Origin of the sequence: Sphingobacterium arenae (assembly GCF_014692505.1) — a bacterium.
GTDB classification, from domain to species: domain Bacteria; phylum Bacteroidota; class Bacteroidia; order Sphingobacteriales; family Sphingobacteriaceae; genus Sphingobacterium; species Sphingobacterium arenae.
In genome coordinates this window covers 887,164-908,007 of sequence record NZ_JACNYK010000001.1, presented here as the reverse complement: position 1 = coordinate 908,007, position 20,844 = coordinate 887,164, and the positions used below count along the sequence as shown (strand labels likewise).

Sequence of the window (20,844 nt, the reverse complement as noted above, 5' to 3'; positions counted from 1 at the left end):
TTTCAGGTTAGCTTCAAAAACCTATTTAATCGTTATTTCTTTCTCTACTATATTTGTCTTAATCAATATTTTCCCGGCTTTGTCCAGATCTCCCTTTTTCACCATCCCTACAGCTAGGCCCTTATACGTATTCCTTTTAGGGTTACTTAAAGAATTAAGGTCGGCCTGATAACCGTTATCAGTACCCACAATGGTGATATTTTCTTGAGGGATAAATGACAGCTCCACATCACTATTCGGCACGATGGTGCCTTTTTCATCTACGAGGGACACCGTCAGAAAATATAAATCTGTCGCTCCATCGACGGCATAACGCTCATGCTCCACATCAACGACGATATCAACCGGATTTCCGGCCGTTTTCTTTGCGACCTCTTGTACTGTCGTACCGTTCTTTATTTTTACGGCTTTCAGTTCGCCAGCTTCGAACGGCACTTTCCACGCCGCATGCAATTGATCATCGGTTTTAGATTGGCGGCCGAGACTGCGGCCGTTTAAGAATAGCTCCACTTCATCGGCATTGTTATAGTAACACCATACATCTACAAGATCGCCTTCTTTCCAGTTCCAATGTGGCAAAAGATGCAGAACCTCCGTATCCGTCCATTCCGATTGGTACATATAATACACATCTTTCGGTAATCCGGCTAAATCAACAACACCGTAATAAGAACTACGCGCAGGGTAGGGATAGGGTACAGGTTCTCCCAAGTAATCAAAACCTGTCCATACAAAGATACCACCTAAGAAATCTCGTTTTTTCACTTCTAACCAGGCCCGCTCATGACTTGTTCCCCAATAAGCTGCTACGTTATCGTAAGCAGAAACGGTAAAATCTGGATTGCCATTCGTTACAAATTTGTCTTTAGAAGAAGCTGGCCACAATTGGATCGTATCCTGTAGCGGATCATATACGCCTCTGGTTTGCAACGCAGAAGTCGTCTCTGATGCGATTAAAGGATATCCCTTAAATTCCGTCGGTAACTTATCGTAGTCAAAGTATTTATAATTAAAGCCCAACACATCGAGTGCCTCAGCTTGAGCAATAAAGTTTTTATCAAAATTCGTTTCCGTTAGTGCAGCGGTCACCGGACGAGTGGGGTCAAGTGCCTTCACCACCTCCGCCATATTTTTCGTCAGGGCAATCCCGGTACTATCAAACTGTTCGCGTATCTCGTTTCCTATGCTCCACATAAAAATGGAAGGATGATTACGGTCACGCTTTACTAAACTAATCAGGTCTGCGATATGATGTTCTTTAAAATCAATATGATAATCAAATTTATTCTTGCGCTTTGCCCACATATCATAGGATTCATTTTGTACCAAAAAGCCTAATTCATCACATAAATCCAAGAATTCCTCTGCCGGCGGATTATGCGCGGTACGGATCGCATTGACCCCCATATCTTTCATGATCAAGAGCTGCCTTTTAGCCGCCGATTTGTTGAATGCTGCGCCTAAAGCTCCTAGATCGTGGTGTAAACAAACACCAAATAATTTAAACGACTGTCCATTTAGGAAAAATCCTTTGTGCTCATCGAAATGGAAGTGACGAAAGCCGACAGCGTACTGCAAATGGTCTATTACCTCATCGCTACTGTCCAATAAGCTAATGCTCAAATCATACAAAGTCGGACTATCAGGCGACCATAGATCAACACGGCCTAACGATAACCCCTCCTCGAACTGACTACCCGAAAAAGCTAAAGTCTGCTCTGCGATGAGCTTCTTGTTTTTATCATGCAATTTTAACTGCAGTTTGCCGGTCTTACCTGACATGGCTTGGTTAAGCGCTGTCTGCACACGCAGTGTACTTCTATCGGCTGATACTTCAGGCGTCGTGATAAAGGTTTCTGCGCGTAGCAGATGAATCGGCGAACGCTTCTCCAATCGTACATCCCTGTAAATACCGGAACCAGTATACCAACGAGAGTTCGGCTGCAAACTGTTGTCTACGCGTACTGCAATGACGTTCTCCTCGTTTCCATAGTGTAAGTGGGATGTCAGGTCATGTTCAAAAGAGAGGTATCCGTTTATATTTTTACCTAAATATTTTCCGTTAATCCAAACTTCCGCATAACGGTACACACCGCCAAAGTGTAGCGTATAATGGCTTCCTTTGTCCTTTGCTGACAATGGAAAGGTTTTTCTATACCAGCCCACTCCTCCGGGAAGTGCTCCTCCCGCATTTCCGGCTGGGTATTCTTCTCCGAAATCAAAACCAATGCTCCAATCGTGTGGCAAGGAAATTTTTTTCCAGTTTACTGGAGAGAAATCCGTTCGTCTAAACTGCAAATCATCTTCCAGCGTAAAAGACCAATCTTCATTAAAATTAATGGTTTGCCGTGGTTGCGCAATAGCTGTCATAACCATAGCGAACAGAATAAAGAAAGACACTAATTTATTAAACATGGTTATCATGTGATTTTTATTATTTCAATTCAAATTTTACGTTACTTTTTCCTTTATCCTTTGAGGTCGCCAAGGCTATTCCCCTATTTCCGTCCTTATCAACGGCACAATAATAGTGGTAAACAGTCCCTTTATGCTTGATGACAAAAGATTTATGGGCATACTGGCTATCGAAGTCTTTCGAAGACTCAATAAGGTTGTCACCCTGCCAATCCGTCCAATGAATCAAGTCTTTAGAAGCAGCAAACCTGTTGAACGCCCCTTCCCGATCCTTCCAGAACGCTCCGAAATAAAACATGACCCAAGTATTATTGATCCGCTGAATCATGGGGTCACCTGTAATCCCAACAGGATGATGCACCACTGGATCTTTTAAATAGCGTTTCCAGTTCTGCATGTCATCCGAAACAGCCATACCAATCCTTTCGTACCAGCGGGTAGGCTTATTATTTTCCAAGGAGTCGCCCACCGCATTATAGTACATAATAAAACGGTGTCCCGTATTTCTATCTTTGTCTTCGATCACATAGCTTTTAAACAGCTTATGTCGGTTTTCCCACCAACGCACATCGGCGTCATCGCTTGTTAGAACCGGGTTGTCTAATCGCTGCCATTCCGTTGGTTTAGATGGCTTCTCGGTCGTATAAGCCATACCGATCGCCAACGGCTCCGGTTCGTATCCCACCGATGCTCCTCCGAAATAGGACATCCAATATTTTCCGTCATAGGTATGCAACTTATAGCTTCCTCCCCATTTCGTATCGATTAGGGCATTATATCCGGCTCGTTGTTTACTGTCCCATTTATTGCCTGGCTCTTTTGACATTTGCTTACCCAGCGGTATCCATTTCAATAAATCTTCACTTTCCGCCAACCAAGTTTCATATCCTTCTCCATCAAAAACAAGATACGTCATGAACCATTTCTTCCCTACGCGATATACACTTGGACAATCCATCAGGTCTCCTTTTTGATCTGGAGTTAATACCAAACCATATTTAAAGGGTGTTTTTACTTCTTGGTAGATCCGTTCCATTTCCGCTTCGGAGATCGCGGCGGGTTGTGCCATCCCCATTTTTCCGATCCATATTAGGCACCACAGTAGCCATACTTTTTTCATCACCTTGTTATTTTATATCATATTTTCCTGAACCCAATTGGATTTCTACCCCGGCATCTGTAGACACATGTTCATAAACACCTAATTCTTCTCTGTTGATCCGGTAATCCGAAGATACTGGAAGAACCAAAGTGCATCTACTGTTCACCGGAACTTCGATATGAAAACCACCTTCCTTCCGTTCGAACTTCACCACCCCATAGGGGCTTTCGTAAGTTACCGCTCTTTGCTTCACGACGTCAAGTAGTTTAGGAGCTATGCGTATATGCTTATAGGCGATAGATCCTTCTTCCTGCCCGAGACCGCCTAACCTTGTATGGAACCATTCCATAAGGTGCCCTAACATAAAGTGGTTATTCGAAACAGTCGGTAAAGCGGCCCAGGATTCGGTCAGTGCTGTAGCCCCTTGGCGAATCTGGTAGCCATATCCCGGCCGGGTATCGTCTTTATGCATGGCATAGATCAAATCATCACGCCCTGCCTGCTGCAGCACCTGTAAGAGATAACGATGCCCGATATCTCCCGCGGTAAAGCTCGTATCTCTATCCACAATGTCCTTGACTAGGTTCGCTAATACTTTACCCTTGTTTGATTCATCAACCAGCCCCACGTATAATGGCATAGCTAACGCCGTTTGACTTCCCGAGCCGTATATACCGGTATGCTCGTTGTAGAATGTGTCATTGAAGGCCCGATATACTTCCTGTTGCAGCGAATCAGCATAAATTTTGTAAGTGCTATCTTCCAACAGATCCGCAATTTGACTCATCGTCTTCAGATTATAATAGTATATCGCCGTTGCGGTAATTCCAGGTGTCGTTAACTGGGAAAAACCCGGACGTTCGGGACCCAAATCGTACCAATCACCCAGTCCGTGGTAAAGGACATTGTCTTTCGCTTTCCCTTGCAGATAATGCATATATTTTTTCATCATCGCATAGTTATCAACTAAAAGCGCTTTATTGCCGTACCATTGGTAGGCGTACCAAGCCAGCAAAATCGAACTCGATCCCCATTCCGGTGAATCACGAAACACGTCGCCTCCCCAATCAAAATGCACATACTCTGGCGCCGTTTCCGGCACGAGGCCTTCTTCCGTTTGGGATTGGCGCATATCGCTCAATGATTTGGCAAACAAGCGCTCCACATCAAAATTATATTGAACAGAAGGCCCCATGAGATGCAGTTGCTCCAGCCATCCCAATTTCTCCCGGTGCGGACAATCAGTAAATACGCTCACCATATTGCTCTTTATACCCCAATTGATCAGCGTATGTACTTGATTAAATAATGTATCCGATGATTGAAAACTGCCGATCTGGCGGGCGCCGTTACGAATGTGTTCGGCCGTGATTTCCTGTATTTCGATATCTTGCTCTCCAGCAGGCATGGATCGTACTTCAGCGTATCGAAAGCCATAATAGGTAAATCGTGGACGCCAGCTTACTTCTCCATCTTGCGCAAAAATATATTGGTAATAGTACGGACTACCGGAATGCTTTTGGTTTGCTCGGCCTTTATCCGTAAGCAGTTCTGCCGGATAGATCCGAACGGTATCACCCTGATGACCTTTCATGGTAACATGCACGATACCCGACGCATTCTGGCCAAAATCATACACGTTTATGTCCTTCTCGATTTGATTTACCGATTGTGAGGTAAAGCGTTCCATAATGCGAACGGGTTCCGCTTCCTGTACACGGAGCGCCGGACCGTCTACCAATAAAGCATTATCCCATGTTGTATCGCTATAATCCGGCGTTCCCCAGTTCTTAGGCAGCACATGTTCATCATAGTCCTCCCCACCATACATGCTGGAAAACGTAAGCGGCGAGCGGTGTACTTTCCAACTCCCGTCACTGACGATTGTTTCTTCTGTACCGTCATCGTATCGGTTCACGACTTTCATTTTCATTTTTGGTAATCCAAAGGCTACTTTATGCTTTTGGTACCGTCCCTTGATAGGTGGGATATAATAAAAGCCATTACCGAGCATGACACCGATTGTATTCTTCCCTTTATGCCAATGCTCGGTTAAGTCGTACACCACATAGTACGCTTCTTTATCGTATTTTGTCCAACCTGGTTGCAGCACCGCGCTGTCTACCGGTTGACCGTTAAGCAAGAGCTCGTAATGCCCTAATCCGGAAATGTAACCAATAGAGGATACCACTTTTTTTGGGATTTCCAGATTCTTTCGAAATACCGGTAGTTCATAATTTTTATCGATACGGAGTTTACTCGAGCTTAAGGGCAACGGATTCACTAAAGAGTCGGGGAGCTCCTCTTTGGCAATCCATTGTGCGTCATCCCAATCTGCTTCGGCTAACAGACCTGTATGAAAACTTTGTACAATACTCTCCGCGAGATTGCCTTGATTATCTTTTACTTCTACGCGTGCATAATAAGTTGTCCCTGCTTGAAGATCTTGTCCTTGATAAACGTTATATAAAGATTCATCCGTAGACACCCAGTCCGAATCCCACAGAAGATCTTGTTGTTTTGATAAATCTGCATTGGTGCTAACAGTGATTCTATACGCCGTCTGCATAACATGGTGACCTTCGCTCCGGAGTTTCCAGCTAAAGGAGGGGGTCAGCGTATTTATTCCCAACGGATTTTCCCGGCCTTCGATCAAGACCTTTTCAATACGTAATTTTTCTACGGCGGAACAGCTCGATAATCCGATTAAAATCGACGTAACAAAGAGGTAACAAAACAGGTGTTGATAAATTTTAAGCCCTTTCATTTATATGAAATTTTCATTTATTTATATCATGTTATCACGCTTTCCGAATACAAGGAAAATAAACGTCAGTTTCTGGTGAAACTATTAAAACGCAACTAAACCACCGTCCTGTAGTGTCCTGTTTTCTACATAAACTCAACTCCCTCTTTCCATTCTTAAAAAATAATCCAAACCGCCCACCTGTCCACCTTTAAAATTGATCGTCATACCCTGGATATGTGTTTTTTTGGCATGTATACGACAGAGCGGGGCACCCGGCACCACCGGAGCTACCATTTCGACCGCCTCAATACCTAAATGGCGTGCAAACAGACTTGACGTATCTCCTCCTGCAATCACCAGCCGTTCTACCCGGCTAGCTTGTATCACTTGGTCTGCAATCTGGGCGAGGGTTTTACCATACAAACTCGCCGTATAGCCACTGATTTCGAGTGCGGTCAATCCCCGTTTCCGTAGGACCTGTTGTGTTTTTTTCATTCGGGAATCGTCCGGACCAATACTGGTATGGATAATCACGCTGTGCCCCTCCTGCATATGCCGCAATACCTCTTCTGTAATCGCGGAAATATCATACGTATCGGGATTAGTCGCTAATTCCACACCGTCAATAGCTACCCCTTTAAATCCATTTGTCATCGCGTATGCTATCTGTCTTCCTGTCACAACAGAGCCGCTACCCGAAAGGACCAATAAAGGTTTAGCCGGTCTAAGTGACGGCCACTCCGTGCGGGGCGACAAGACACCGGCCTTCTTCCATGCAGCACACAGCGCTTTTGACACCGCTGATGATCCTACAGAAAAAAGAGGCTGATGCCGGATAGATAATCCATCCAACACTTCCCCTATCCGCTCTAAATGCGGCTCGGTCGTCGCATCAAATAACACAACTTCCGTTTGCTCTCTTTCGTCCATCTCCCGAATAATAGCCGGTGCGTCTAAGCGGTCCAATTGCGTGACATCCACCAAGCCGATTTTTTTATGCGTTTGCTGTGCTAAATGGCGTCGAAGATCACTTTCCTCAGCCGGCGTAACCGGGTGCTTCGACATACTGGGATGCCTATCCAAACGAAAAACCTCACCTTCTTGCCCTGTGCCCATCCGTGCAAACAGATTTCCAAAAGCACAAAACCTTCCCAGATAAGGTGCTCCCACGACCAGGGGAATAAGCTGTGCCGAAAAGGCTGCCGCTCCCACATCGACCGCTTTTCCTATACTGCCCACTTCGGGCGATGAATCAAACGTGGAACACACCTTATAATGGATATGCTTTACGTCTATCGCCGAGAAGAGCTCAAATACCTTTTTTAGCTGCTGTTCTATTTTACCTGTCGGCAGCGTACGCGTCATCCCCGCGATACCGATGGCCCGTTTATCTCCGAAAGCCGTCAGTTGCTCTAATGTGGGAACTTCCGTAAACAATATGGTATCCAGCCCCATCTCCTCCAATGTCTCTAATGCATCGGTAGAACCTGTAAAGTCATCTCCATAAAAAGCTATTTTATATGCCATAATTCTTACCTTACCATTGTTTGGATTAAGCTTTGACGAGTTTACTTCGCCAGGTTTCCAAATTTCTCTACAGCTTGTTTTACGGCCGGATACTTTTGCGTTGCTTCTTCCAACGTCAATCCCGTTACGGCCGCTTCCCACGCCTGTTTAATCCCATTTACTCCTCCGCTGATACCTCCCGGATGTGCCATAATTCCGCCACCAGCGAGGTATAGATAATCGGTCGTCTGCGTCAGTTTATACGTATCTATGGCTTGACCTCCCCACTGCCCAGAAGAAAGAACGGGTAATGCAGGTAGCACGCCCTCCATAGAGGTTAAGCATGCTTTTATCGAGTTTACAACCGATTCGTCAGATTCCCAGAATTTATTGCGGATACCGTTTACGTGCAATTGATCGACACCTGCCAATCGCCACAATTTCTGATAAGCAGCGAACGTAACACCTAATAAAGGATGTCGGTTTAGCATTCCCCAACCATTACGGTGCCCATGGATAGTCAGCTGTCCGATATCGGCTATACGCTTTACCGCCGTTAGCCCCACGCTATACAGGCTGATCATCGCACAGCTTCCTCCTGCTTTGACTACGTGCTCGTAATGACGAAGCATATTATCCATTTCATCGCTGATGTTGAACGCATACATCACCTTTTTCCCTGTCTTATCCTGATGCCTATTCAGCACCCCCATAATCGCATCCACACGTTTTTCAAAAGGAGAGTTCTGTGCAGACCCCATGAGCTCGTCATCCTTAATAAAATCAATTCCAGCCTCTGCCAGTCGTCGTACCAGATCGGCCGTATCCTCGATCGTTAAACCTACACTTGGCTTGATAATCGTTCCCACCAACGGTGTTTTCGCCTGAGGTGAAATCAACTTCGCGGTTCCTTCAATACCGAATTTCGGCCCACGGAAATGTGCCGTATAGCTGTCGGGTAACTGAATATCGATCAACTTAATACCTGTAAACTGGCGCAACTCGTATAAGTTACCCATAAGCGTCGAACAAAGCACCGGCAGGTTTGTTCCAAAATTGGCAAGAGACCATGAAATCGTAATATTGCCCCGGTAATACTTTTCGAAATGTAGCTGTTCACCCGCTAATGATGGCTGTGTTACCGTTTCTAACGCCTCGATATGCTCGACACGAGCGGCATATTGTATTTTTAATTCTTCTGTTTCGCCTGGTATGGCTACAAATGTACCTGACGACTGTTCTCCTGCCATCACCGCCGCCGCATCCGCTAGGGGGTATGGCGTCTCTACATAATAAGTCGCTTCAATTCTCTCCATATTCTTCATTTACTTTTTTATCTCGACCTCGGTTTTCATTGACGATATTATTCAACCGATCTTCTTTTTCTTGTTTTCTCCTCCAATAATTCGCTAATATCGACCCCGAAATATTCATCCAGGGGCTAAATACGGCTGCTGCGAGACCTACGGTGCCCAACTTCCCCATACTGCCCGCCAATCCACTCGCCATACCGCCGTTTTGCAACCCAATCTCTAAGGCCATTGCCCGTGCGGAATATTCATTCAATCCAAATAGTTTACTAAACCAATAGCCAAAGAAGTACCCTGCTCCATTATGGATGACCGCAGCCAGAAACAATACCGCCCCTATCTCGAGCAAATATTGCTGACCAGCAGCCGTGGTTACGGCCGTAAAGTATATAATGCCAAACATCGAAAAATAGGGCATCCGCTTATCCAACGACGGGAGCTTTTTTGTTAACAGATGATAGCCGAAACCTACCGGTATCGCCCCTAACACAAAACAACATGCTTCTACTACCGTCATTCCGTCGGCTGTAAATGAACCCGTAAAAAACGTCCAAAAACCACCAATTGATATGGCCAGCAACAATGCAATGATAATAGATGCACGTCCTATGAATTTATAGACAACACGCGGAGCCGTTTTTAAATAGTCGTGCAACAGGCCCGCTCCAATAGGTACGATCATGATCTTGATGATTTCCATGGCCATCGCCATAAAACCGACCTCCACCATTGTACCGGCATACATTTTCATCATGAAAGGGGTCATAATCGGCGCGACAATAGTGGTCATCGCGGTTACCGTCACAGATAACACCAAATTAGCTTTCGCAATATAGGCCATTACATTCGATGCTAATCCGCTGGAACAACAGCCGATCAAAATAACACCTGCTGCTATTTCCGGCTCGAAATCAAACACTTTCGTCAACAAAAAGCCAATTAAGGGCATAATGGTAAATTGTGTAGCCAATCCAATCGCCACCCCTTTGCCGGAAGCCCCGATCCGCGTAAAATCCTGTACTTTCATCTGTATCCCCATGCCAAACATGACCAGCTGGATAATCACGAGAATAAGCCATTTATTCCGCATATCAAACTCGCCGACATGCAAAATGCGTTCGGGAAAAGTCATACCGGCAACTACCGCCACAACAATCCACATCGTGTATTGGTAGCCTTTCGTTTTCTCAAAGGCTCCCAAGCCTAATGCTCCTAGAATACTTCCTGCCAACAATGCCTGGCGGAAGTAAGGAAATGCATCTACGACAAGTCCTATACCGGCGATTGCAAAAGCAATCGCTGCTAAGTATAAACTGTATAGTTTCCATTTGCCCATAGTGTCTCGGTTTATAGGGTTATGACGTTTGGCATAGTCCTGCCACATGATCCACGGCGATTCCAGGGCTACTTAAGATAGGTACCTTACGATCGCTTTCCGACATTTGACTGACGACACGTGCCATCGACGCCTGTGCCAACAAAATCACATCAACTTGTTCTGACAATTCTTGAAGCGCCTGTTTCACCATTTCATCGTGCTTCGCTGCATCTCCCCCCATAAGAGCCTCAAAAGCACCCTCACATAATCGGCTAACCAACTCCACCTCTTTTCCGGCTTTTTGCGCCCGGCGCAAAACGAGATCACCCGTCGGCTCCAAAGTGGTGGGCAATGTGGCAACCACACCGATACGTGTTCCTGCTGCAACAGCATGGTCTGCCATCGGTTGATCTACACGAAGCACCGGTACACCTGCCTTTTCTGCTGCCTGTTCTACGGCTCGACCAATGGATGAGCAGGTCACCATAATCAGATCGGCACCGGCTTCTTCTGCGGATGTCACATAGTTTATAACACGCTGTGCTGTCTTATCTTCCAGCCGTCCTTTCTGAATCACGTCTTTGATCAGACTATCATCCACAATATTAAAAACTTCAGCCTGCACGGATTTCTCACTGAACAACTGTTGAAATACCGGAACGAGTGTTGCTGAGGTATGTATAAGTCCTACTTTCTTCATATCTATTGCGTTATTTATTTTTTATATCTTATTTAAAGCATACGATCAATGTGTTCAAGCCAGTTATGGTAGCTTGATTGTACCACTTCCAGATCTACGTTCGGGAGATATTGCTGGACCGCTACATGATGTTGTGGTAATCGTGTTTCCAATGGAGCGGGCTGCAGCGTTACTGCCGCCAAACGCGCGCATCCTAACGCCGATGCATCTGGCATGGCACTACACAATACAGGTTTATTTAACACATTCGCTAGAAACTGAACAACGAAGGCGTTTTCGGACATACCTCCGTTCACGTGCAATTGAGATAGCGTTAATTGATGTTCGGTTTCTGTCGCCGTGATCACATCCTTTATCTGGAAACATACCGATTCTAGTGCTGCGCGAATCAGATGTGAGCGATCGCTCGCAAACGTCAAACCCGTAATGGTCGCTTTGGCGTCCTTTTTCCAATAAGGCGTACCCATTCCACTAAAAGCCGGTATAACGGTCACACCGTGGTTTGCCGGAACGCCTTTCGCCAGTTGTTCCAACGCTGCTTCTTCTGCAAAGAGCCCTAGTTGGTCTCTCATCCACGTGAGGGTCGCACCGCAAGAGACAATAATCCCTTCAGCTGCATAAACCACTCCTTTCTCCGTACTATAATAGATGGCATCGACAGTATCCTGGCCTTTATAGCGTAAATCCTTTCCTACGGCCATCATAATCGAACTACCTGTACCCAATGTGGCTTTCGCCTCCCCGCTTTGAAAACAACCTGCTCCCAAAGCCGCTGCCTGCGAATCGCCGACCACAGCACAGATCGTCAACGGTTCGGCAAACGTCCCTTCAAACGTAGAGCTGGCATATGCATAAGCCGAAGGGCGCACCTCCGGCAGTTTCAGCCCACGCAAGCCCAGTTCATCCAACAACACGTTATCCCAGGTTAGTTCGTAAATATTGAAAAGCATCGTCCGAGATGCATTCGTATGGTCGGTCATATAGCATTCCCCGTCCGTCAATTTATACAGTATCCAGGTATCTACCGTACCAAAAAACACATTGCCACGCTCCAGTTCTGCTGCAATCGACGGAACATTTTCGATCAACCATATCAATTTCGTAGCCGAAAAATAAGGATCTATAGGGAGGCCGGTTTTCTCTTTCACCAAAGCTTCCTTGCCAGCGTCCTTTAAACGGTCACATATCGCCGAAGAGCGCTTACATTGCCAAGATATCGCATTATACAACAGCTTCCCTTCTGCATCCCAGAGCACAAAGGTCTCCCGTTGATTGGTTAAGCCCACCCCTGCAATCTGGTTGGGTTGTATCCCTTGCCGTGCCATATCGTCGCGGCAGGCTTTCACCGCTTGCAACACGCTGCTGTATATCTCTTCCGGAGATTGTTCAACAAAGTGATGCTCGTAACGAATGCCCAGCTTCGCCGTTCCTTTGGCGGCTACATTTCCCGATTCGTCAAACACCAGCGTTTTTGTGCTGCTCGTTCCTTGGTCTATCGCTAAAATATACGGTTTGCTACTCATGTTACTTTTTCTCTTTATGCTGTGAGCGGTCAATAATAACCGCAATCAAAATCACCATGCCTTTCACTACCTGTTGCCAGAAAGGCGAAACACCCAAAAGCACTAAACCGTTGTTCAGCACGCCTATGATCACCGCACCAAGTACCGTCCCCATAATCAAACCCCGCCCACCCGATAAGGAGGTGCCACCTATCACGACAGCTGCAATCGCATCCAGCTCATACCCCATCCCCGCATTGGGCTGTGCCGAGTCTAGACGGGAAGTTACCAATATACCTCCCACAGCTGCCAGCATTCCTGCCAACATGTAGACCAATGTTTTTACCTGGTTTACCTTGATACCCGACAAGCGTGCAGCGCGCTCGTTTCCTCCTATAGCGTAGATATAGCGGCCAAAACGGGTCTTTCGCATCACAAAAACGGCTAGAACGGTAACAATAGCGGCAATCCATACCGGAATTGGCACGCCTAAAAACCAACCGGTACCCAGATGCGCGAATGGTGCTCCGAGTGAACTAATTGGGTATCCTTGCGTCCAGAGCATAGTGAGCCCGCGCGCAATCGTCAACATGGCTAAAGTGGCCACGAAGGGTTGCACCTTGAAATAGGTAATGACCCAGCCGTTTACCAAGCCTAGGACTCCCCCCATAGTAATTCCCATCAGGATAGCGCCTAAAGTTGTAAAACCTACATACACGCCGAAAAAAGGCAGTTCCACCCCCATACTGAGGAAAGAAGCCGTAACCGCTCCCGCAAAAGCAAGCACAGATCCTACGGATAAGTCTATCCCTGCCGAGATGATGACCAACGTCATGCCTACCGCTATACAGATATTGACCGATATTTGCCGCATCACGTTCCAGAGGTTGGTTACCGTCATGAAACGATCGGAAAAAATGGCGATAATCAGACACAACAAAAACAACGCAATTAATGGTTGCAGTTGCTGTAGCTGTTTTTTATAGGATGTAATACTCATGTTCATATATCATACTTTATTGATCAGGCAATGCCGCCTGTAATATCGTTTCTTCGGTAGCTTCTTCCGTTTTAAATTGTTTGGTGATACGGCCATCGCACATCACCAGAATCCGATCGGCAATGGCAAATAACTCCGGTAATTCGGAGGAGACCACCATAACGCCTAAGCCCAAGGCTGCCTGCTCCCGTATCAAATCATAAATCTCTTGTTTGGCATAGACATCTATACCCCGCGTCGGCTCGTCCAGCATCAACACTTTTGGCTTTGTGGCCAAGTATTTGGCTAACACAACTTTCTGTTGGTTTCCACCGCTCAGGTTACCCACGTACTGCTGATCCGTAGCCGTTTTGATACGCAGGCGCTCTACATACTGCTGACAAAGTTCTTTTTCTTGTACATCCGCCAGCACGCCTAAGTTCTCTAGACTCGACAATACCGAAAGCGATAAGTTAGCGCGTACATTCATGCCTAACACCAATCCATCGCCCTTTCGGTCTTCAGGCACCAATGCCAGCCCGTATCGAAGCGCTTGGTTAGGTGATGTAAAAAAAGATATCTCCTGCTCGTCAAAAGTAAAGCGACCTGAGCTCGGTTTTCCTCGTAGTCCAAATAATGTTTCCAATAACTCCGTCCTTCCGGCGCCCATCAAACCGAAAACACCCAATATTTCGCCTTTACAGAGGTCAAAAGACAGGTTCTCCAACAACAGCCCCTCCTTTACGGGATGTGGAAGCGATAGGTTATCCACCTGCAAGACCGTCGCATCGGTAACCCGATCTTGGCATTTTACACGCTCCGCCAGTGCCCTGCCCACCATCATATTAACCAGTTGCTGTTCATCCACCTCAGCCATCGGCCCTTGTTTCACGACCTGGCCGTCGCGTAACACGACATATTCGTCAGCCAGTGTAAACAATTCCTTCATTTTGTGCGATATATAAACGACCGTTTTTCCCGACGCTTTCAGGTCGGCAATAATATCATACAACGCGCATACCTCCGATTCACTGATGGCCGACGTAGGCTCATCCATAATCACCACCTCACTCTCTACCAACAACGCTTTCGCAATTTCGATCAATTGACATTCGCCCACCTTCAATTGCGACACAGGTACGTCCAGATCAAGTTCCAATTTCAGGCGCGAAAGCAGTTCTTTAGCTACGCTCTTCATCTTCGGTGTATCCAAAGCGCCCCAAGCAGTCATCCGTTCTCTACCTAAAAAAATATTCTCGACCACACTGAGATACGGAATCAAATTGAGCTCCTGATGGATAATCGTAATGCCGCGGTCTTGCGCGTCGCGCGGACCTTGAAACTGCACCACTTCTCCCTTATACAGCAATTCTCCTTCGTAATCGGGATACACGCCGCTCAATATATTCATCAAGGTCGATTTACCAGCGCCGTTCTCGCCAACTAAAGCGATGACCTTGGCTGCCGGAAACTCGATGTTTACATCCCGAAGGGCATATACACCGTTAAATTGTTTTGTTATATTTCTTAATGAGACCACGATTCTTTTCTTAATCCACGATTTGCAACTGTACAGGCATAACTTCAAAATCATCGGTGACACCGAGACGGCGATTCAAGGCAAAGGCGCCTGTTATTTGTATTTTTTGACCTACTTGTACCTTTTCCAGAAATTCGGGTATAATTTCCTCCCGAACCCTTTTATTGAGCTTTTCGGAGATCGCATTAAACTTTGTCAATTCACCCACATCCGCTAACGCCAGTTTACCCGAGGCATCGCGAATTTCGTTTCCGAAAATGTATACGGTTGCGATGCGCAAAGAACAAGCTTGTTCACCCTCACCAAAAGCCACCCGCACATAGCTGTCTTTTATTTCCTGTATATTACCTTCGCCCCGGATGAGAAAGTAATAGCGGTTCCCGATGTTCGTCTGCTTTCCGTAGCTTGCCCAATCTTGATCTTTTTGCGATAACGCTGCCAGCAAGGTGCAAGGTTCGGGCGCATCTGCCAATACCTTCGGCAAACTTTGCAGGAAGTATGCATCTGCTAATTGAGTAACGTCCTCCTCATCGCCACCCTTCTTACGCGAATCCAAGGACACGACATCAAAAGAATGATAGATTAAAAAAACAGCTATTAATCCAATCAGTCCATATTTAAGCGCCCTACGTTTTTTAGACGGTATGTTTTTATCATTCTTTACCATAGCTCGAATATATACTTACGTTTGCAGGTGTCACCAATTCGACATCGACTAGTGTTTTTTGGGGGAAACTGGTTTTTCCTTCAAAATATTCTCCCGAGAAAGCAACGGCCGTTTCTGCAATTTTTTGAGGAAATTGCATCACGGTAGCGGCGAGACCATCAGATTGGATAGAGCTCACCGCATCTTCCGAACCATCAAATCCAAACACTTGGATCTTTTTATCTTTACCCGCCGCCACCAACGCTTGATAAGCGCCCATAGCCATCGCGTCGTTACCGCAGAACACAGCATCTATATCGGGATGTGCCTGCAAAATAGACTCCAGTACCTCCATCGCTTTATTTCGGTCAAAATCCGCACTTTGCTGCGCCACCATCTTGATTTCCGGAAAATGATCGACTACATAATGGAATCCTTTCGACCGGTTCCACGTGTTATTGTCGCCTACTAAACCAAGCAGCTCCACATATTTACCTTTTTGTCCAAGCGACCGAACAAAGAGCCCGCCCAATTCCACACAGCCCGAATAACTATCTGATACGATCTGTGAGGTGGCCGCATTCGGGTTGTTTAGCTCTCTGTCCATACAGAAAACGGGAATACCCGCCTCTATCGCCTTTCGAGCATTCGCCACAGAGCCATCCGAATCCGTTGCATTCAACAGAATCGCATCATAACCCAATGCGACGGCATTTTCAAAATGATCTGACTCGAGCGACGTGTTGTTCTGCGAGTCGAAAATCCGGGCCACATAGCCTCGGCTTTCCGCCTCCTCCCTGGCCGTTTCGGCCAAGAATACAAACCAGGGATTGTTTAGCGTGGAAACAATAATAGCGATCTGTTTCTGTTGCGTTTTGTCTGCTTCCCCGCGACCACAAGCGATCAATAACGATAACAGTATTCCCATCCATAGACACCTGTTTACGATACGCATAATAAAATCGGTTTATTTATCTGTTTATAATTAGGGGTGGGATACACCCTATTACTTTTCTTGGGAAACACCCAATAGCTGTTGGGCAACTTCCATTATTCCCTGGCCGTTCAGACCATAATGATCAAATATTTCTTGCTGGGAGCCGGTTACGGTGTATTCATCCGGAATACCCATCACCTGGAAACGGTTATGGAAGCCTTCTTGCAACAGGAATGAAGCACAAGCTTCTCCCATACCGCCATACACACTATGCTCTTCCACCGTCAATATCGGCATACCTGTAGCAGCCACTTGTATTAACAATTCCGTATCCAAGGGTTTTACGGTATGCATGCTAATCACCGTCACCTCTATATCTGCGGATTCGTTCAGCAAAGCAGCCGCTTCCAACGCGGGGTGTACCATTTCGCCCGTCGCAACAATAGCCAGATCTTTACCTTCTTGCAGGACGCGTCCCTTTCCTAACACAAAAGGTACGTCCTTACGCAGTAAGGGCATCGGGCGTTTGCCAAACCGCAGGTACACCGGCTGGTTTAATGCAGCCGCCTGTCGAACAGCTTCCTCCGTTTCAAAATTATCCGCCGGCGCACAAACAATGATATTGTGAATAGCCCGTAATACGGCATAGTCGTGCAAACTGTGATGTGTTGAGCCCAACGCTCCGTAACTCACTCCTGCACTGATCCCGACCACGGTCACCGCGTTGTCCGAATAGGTCACATCATTTTTTATCTGTTCCAGCGATCTCGCAGTCAGAAAACAAGCCGGCGAAACGGCAAATACCTGTTTCCCCGCGGAGGCTAAGCCTGCTGATATACCAACCAAATTCTGTTCTGCAATGCCTACCTCGACCAGCTGATCTGGAAAACGTTGTGCAAAAGGCACCAATTTACCTGATCCTCTGGAATCGCTCGTAACCACTAATAGATCGCGGTTGCTCTCGGCAATATGCTGCAAGGTTTCTGAAAAAACCTCTAAATTTGCCTTTCCCATGTTTATCTCTCTATCCATATCCAAAGCCTGTTCTATATTAAAGCGCTAAAAGGGCGCTATCCAATTCTTTTTGTGCCTGTTCATACTGATCTTCACTTGGCACCCCATGATGCCATTTCAGCACATTCTCCATATAACTGATCCCCTTGCCCTTCACGGTATGCGCAATCACCAAAGAGGGTTTCCCCGCCGCAAATGGAAGCTTGCGAAATGTAGCTTCCAGCGCATCCAAATCATGCCCGTCAACCTCCACAACCTCCCAACCAAAACTTCTAAACTTGTCCGCCACCGGATCCGTATTGCACACATCCCGGGTCGGTGCCGAAATCTGCAGGCGGTTATAGTCCACAATGGCACAAAGATTATCTAGTTTATAGTGTGAAGCTGTCAACGCAGCTTCCCAGTTGGAACCTTCCGCTAATTCACCGTCACCCATTAAAGTAAATACCTGATAATCTTTCTTATCCAGCTTAGCCGCGATAGCCATTCCTACACTTAGCGAAAGACCATGCCCTAAGGCTCCGGTATTTTGCTCCACACCAGGCACCTTCCGTGTGGGGTGCCCAATAAAATGAGAATTATATTGGCACAGCGTTTCCAGCTCCGATTCCGGGAAAAACCCTTGGTCGGCTAATACGACAAACAAAGCTTCTACGCAATGCCCTTTACTCTGGACGTAACGGTCCCTATCCGGACTATCGAAATTGGAGGGTCCTACATTCATAATCCTATTGTACAGCACGTTCAACACGTCTACGCAAGATAAGCTCCCTCCCGTATGCCCCGCTTTTGCTTTGTAAATGTATTTTAAGATACGTTTACGGTATTCAATAGATTTTTTTGCTAACGATTCTTTCATTACTTGTTATCATGATTATATACCTCCCAAGAGAAGTAGTTACCTAATGCCTCTTCGAGTATCTTGCCAGTCTTAGATGCATTCATGACCACATGATGCTCAAAACCATTTCGACAGACATATTGCATAAGCCCCTGCAGATCGGGAATTTGCGCAACCGCCCGGTTGCCAAACGTATTCAATTCGTCGTCTGTGAGTTCTCCTTCGCCTAGGTATACTTTTATTTTACCTTGCACATCATCTGTACTGATCCGGCCGTAGGTCAATGGCGATGCCGGTGTCCTTCCATCCAGCGCTCCCCATGTATTTTCTACGCCCAAGGATGAGCCCAGAATTGGTGCATTACTAATTTCAATTTCCGGCAGGAATGCCTTTGCCCAGTTCCCACAGTGGAACAAAACCGTTTTATTGGGATCGTCGGCGTAGTTATTATTCCAATCTACCAAAGCACTTGGCGTGCCGGATGCCAACTGCATAGCATACATCGTCAATGTACCCGTTACATCCACCTCGCAAGCACTCGGCAACATATTCTCACTCATCATACTCATGGAGGTACATACGTTACAGCCATAATTTTGCTGTAACGATGTCCAGCACTGCAAGGCCGTAGCATCTAACGCATGTTCTTCTACAAACTCTTTGAGTACAATATCCAGCTTCGCCATTTGCACCAGCGACTCATCTGGGGTCAGTCCCCGTTTCGCGTAATTGGTGATGGTTTCTATATGTTCTTTCACCTTCGTATCTCCGTCTTTGATACGATTAGCACGTCCCAAAATTTCAGAAAGGTCAGCAGTTACAACCGTAATGCCATTTCTTTGCAGTATTTTTTCACTGTATCGTACCGTATTAAAACCACCCGGTCTGGCACCGATCGCACCGATCCGCATACCTTTCAATCCGCGAACCACCCGACAAACAGCCGCAAAATCTTTCAGCTCCTGCACAAACCCCTCGTCATCTGGGCGGATAACGTGCTGATCTGTGAGACTATATTTAATGCCGTATTGGTATAAATTATTACAGACAGAGATCTTGCCACACCAAGCGTCACGTCGACGAGCGACATCCAGTTTATCTAGATCGTCTGGATAAGCCTGCACGAGCACGGGCACATCTAACCCTGATAGACTGATCGCCTCCGCAATCCCCCTTTCATCTCCAAAGTTGGGCAGCACCACTAAGATTCCCATAATCTCTTCCCGGCTCGCCTTAAAAAGGTTCGCACATTTCTGAGCGTCTGCAAAGGTCTTCACCCCTCCCATTTCCGTATCGGATTCCTGCAACATCTTATAGCTCAACCCTGCCGTATCCAAGGACCGCATCACCTCGTTGCGCGCAGTTCCTACCAAATGGTCTGGAAAAAAATCCCTGTTTCCAAAAATTACACCTAGCACTCCTGTATTCATTTGTTTCTCTCTCTATGTGATTTATATTTAACTTTTTATCCCAGCGCCCCTCAATTCGCTATGATAATCTCAATTTCATGATCCTTAAACATCTTTTTATGTGTCTCCTGTATACCTGCATCCGTAACCAAATAATCAATAAGCGACATGGCACCCAAACTGGCGAACGATGTTTTCCCCAACTTCGTGGAATCTGCCACCAGATAGGTCAGCTCTGCGGCCTCGACCATTGCCTTTTTAACGACGATATCGCTGATACTAGGATAAGTCAGTCCGGCCTTCAAGGATACACCTGCCGTGGCCAAAAAAAGCTTCTGCACATTAATGCCCTTAAAAAAATCAGCTGCTTTTTGCCCGGTAAGTGACAAGGTAGGCGGCTTAAACTCTCCTCCGGTCATGATCACCTCTATGCCCGGTTCTGCACCCAGCATCAGGGCGATATTCAACGCATTGGTAATCACGGTCAGGTTCTTCAGACCTTTTATTTTACGAGCAATCTCGGTGGTGGTGGAGCCCGAATCGAGAATGATCGTATCGCCGTTCTCAATCAGTTCGACACATTTTACGGCGATTTGCTCTTTTTTGTTTATATTTTCGTTTTGATGTGAAAGCGAAAAATTTCGAACCTGATCTTCTATGTTACGGAGATAGGCACCTCCATGATCTCGCGAAATAAGACCTTCCTTTTCCAGTTTCTCCAGATCTTGACGAATGGTTGCTTCAGTGACCTTAAAAAGATTCGCTAAGTCTATCACTTTGGCTGCACCATCTTCTTTCAGCAAGCCTAATATTTTCTCCCTTCGTTGTATTGGCAGCATAATTATTTAACAAGGTAAAGTTTACTAATGTTAAATA

At 46.2% G+C, this 20,844-nt stretch carries 16 protein-coding genes; all 16 read right to left on the bottom strand.

What is annotated here, in order from left to right:
• Nucleotides 1-21: 21 nt before the first annotated feature.
• A complete protein-coding gene (locus tag H8B17_RS03535; protein ID WP_190307768.1) occupies nucleotides 22-2,415 on the bottom strand; it encodes a glycoside hydrolase family 2 TIM barrel-domain containing protein in 2,394 nt (797 codons plus the stop codon).
• 19 nt (nucleotides 2,416-2,434) lie between these two features.
• Nucleotides 2,435-3,535, bottom strand: coding sequence for a glycoside hydrolase family protein (locus tag H8B17_RS03530; RefSeq protein ID WP_190307767.1), 1,101 nt, complete (start codon nucleotides 3,533-3,535; stop codon nucleotides 2,435-2,437).
• Between the two features lie 7 nt (nucleotides 3,536-3,542).
• Complete coding sequence (locus H8B17_RS03525; RefSeq protein WP_190307766.1) at nucleotides 3,543-6,284, bottom strand: family 78 glycoside hydrolase catalytic domain; 2,742 nt, start codon at nucleotides 6,282-6,284, stop codon at nucleotides 3,543-3,545.
• A 135-nt stretch (nucleotides 6,285-6,419) separates the two neighbouring features.
• A complete protein-coding gene (locus H8B17_RS03520; RefSeq protein WP_190307765.1) occupies nucleotides 6,420-7,793 on the bottom strand; it encodes a four-carbon acid sugar kinase family protein in 1,374 nt (457 codons plus the stop codon).
• A gap of 41 nt (nucleotides 7,794-7,834) precedes the next feature.
• A complete protein-coding gene (locus tag H8B17_RS03515; RefSeq protein ID WP_190307764.1) occupies nucleotides 7,835-9,088 on the bottom strand; it encodes a ribulose-bisphosphate carboxylase large subunit family protein in 1,254 nt (417 codons plus the stop codon).
• Nucleotides 9,075-10,418, bottom strand: coding sequence for a bile acid:sodium symporter family protein (locus tag H8B17_RS03510; protein WP_190307763.1), 1,344 nt, complete (start codon nucleotides 10,416-10,418; stop codon nucleotides 9,075-9,077). The genes H8B17_RS03515 and H8B17_RS03510 overlap by 14 nt, the downstream gene beginning before the upstream one ends.
• 19 nt (nucleotides 10,419-10,437) lie before the next feature.
• Nucleotides 10,438-11,100, bottom strand: coding sequence for an aspartate/glutamate racemase family protein (locus tag H8B17_RS03505; protein WP_190307762.1), 663 nt, complete (start codon nucleotides 11,098-11,100; stop codon nucleotides 10,438-10,440).
• 32 nt (nucleotides 11,101-11,132) lie between these two features.
• Nucleotides 11,133-12,623 carry an FGGY family carbohydrate kinase gene (locus H8B17_RS03500; RefSeq protein ID WP_190307761.1) on the bottom strand — a complete coding sequence of 497 codons (1,491 nt, stop codon included), beginning with the start codon at nucleotides 12,621-12,623 and terminating at the stop codon, nucleotides 11,133-11,135.
• Nucleotide 12,624: 1 nt separating this feature from the next.
• A complete protein-coding gene (locus tag H8B17_RS03495; RefSeq protein ID WP_190307760.1) occupies nucleotides 12,625-13,608 on the bottom strand; it encodes an ABC transporter permease in 984 nt (327 codons plus the stop codon).
• A 10-nt stretch (nucleotides 13,609-13,618) separates the two neighbouring features.
• Nucleotides 13,619-15,121, bottom strand: coding sequence for a sugar ABC transporter ATP-binding protein (locus tag H8B17_RS03490; protein ID WP_190307759.1), 1,503 nt, complete (start codon nucleotides 15,119-15,121; stop codon nucleotides 13,619-13,621).
• A gap of 10 nt (nucleotides 15,122-15,131) precedes the next feature.
• Nucleotides 15,132-15,788: a DUF2291 family protein gene (locus tag H8B17_RS03485; protein WP_190307758.1), complete on the bottom strand. Its 657-nt coding sequence runs from the start codon at nucleotides 15,786-15,788 to the stop codon at nucleotides 15,132-15,134.
• Nucleotides 15,775-16,695, bottom strand: coding sequence for a D-ribose ABC transporter substrate-binding protein (locus H8B17_RS03480; RefSeq protein ID WP_223816338.1), 921 nt, complete (start codon nucleotides 16,693-16,695; stop codon nucleotides 15,775-15,777). The genes H8B17_RS03485 and H8B17_RS03480 overlap by 14 nt, the downstream gene beginning before the upstream one ends.
• A gap of 78 nt (nucleotides 16,696-16,773) precedes the next feature.
• Complete coding sequence (locus tag H8B17_RS03475) at nucleotides 16,774-17,736, bottom strand: transketolase family protein (RefSeq protein WP_223816337.1); 963 nt, start codon at nucleotides 17,734-17,736, stop codon at nucleotides 16,774-16,776.
• Nucleotides 17,737-17,755: 19 nt separating this feature from the next.
• Nucleotides 17,756-18,577: a transketolase gene (locus tag H8B17_RS03470; RefSeq protein ID WP_190307756.1), complete on the bottom strand. Its 822-nt coding sequence runs from the start codon at nucleotides 18,575-18,577 to the stop codon at nucleotides 17,756-17,758.
• Complete coding sequence (locus H8B17_RS03465; protein WP_190307755.1) at nucleotides 18,577-19,989, bottom strand: L-fucose/L-arabinose isomerase family protein; 1,413 nt, start codon at nucleotides 19,987-19,989, stop codon at nucleotides 18,577-18,579. The genes H8B17_RS03470 and H8B17_RS03465 overlap by 1 nt, the downstream gene beginning before the upstream one ends.
• A gap of 50 nt (nucleotides 19,990-20,039) precedes the next feature.
• Nucleotides 20,040-20,807 carry a DeoR/GlpR family DNA-binding transcription regulator gene (locus H8B17_RS03460; RefSeq protein WP_190307754.1) on the bottom strand — a complete coding sequence of 256 codons (768 nt, stop codon included), beginning with the start codon at nucleotides 20,805-20,807 and terminating at the stop codon, nucleotides 20,040-20,042.
• Between the last annotated feature and the right edge of the window lie 37 nt (nucleotides 20,808-20,844).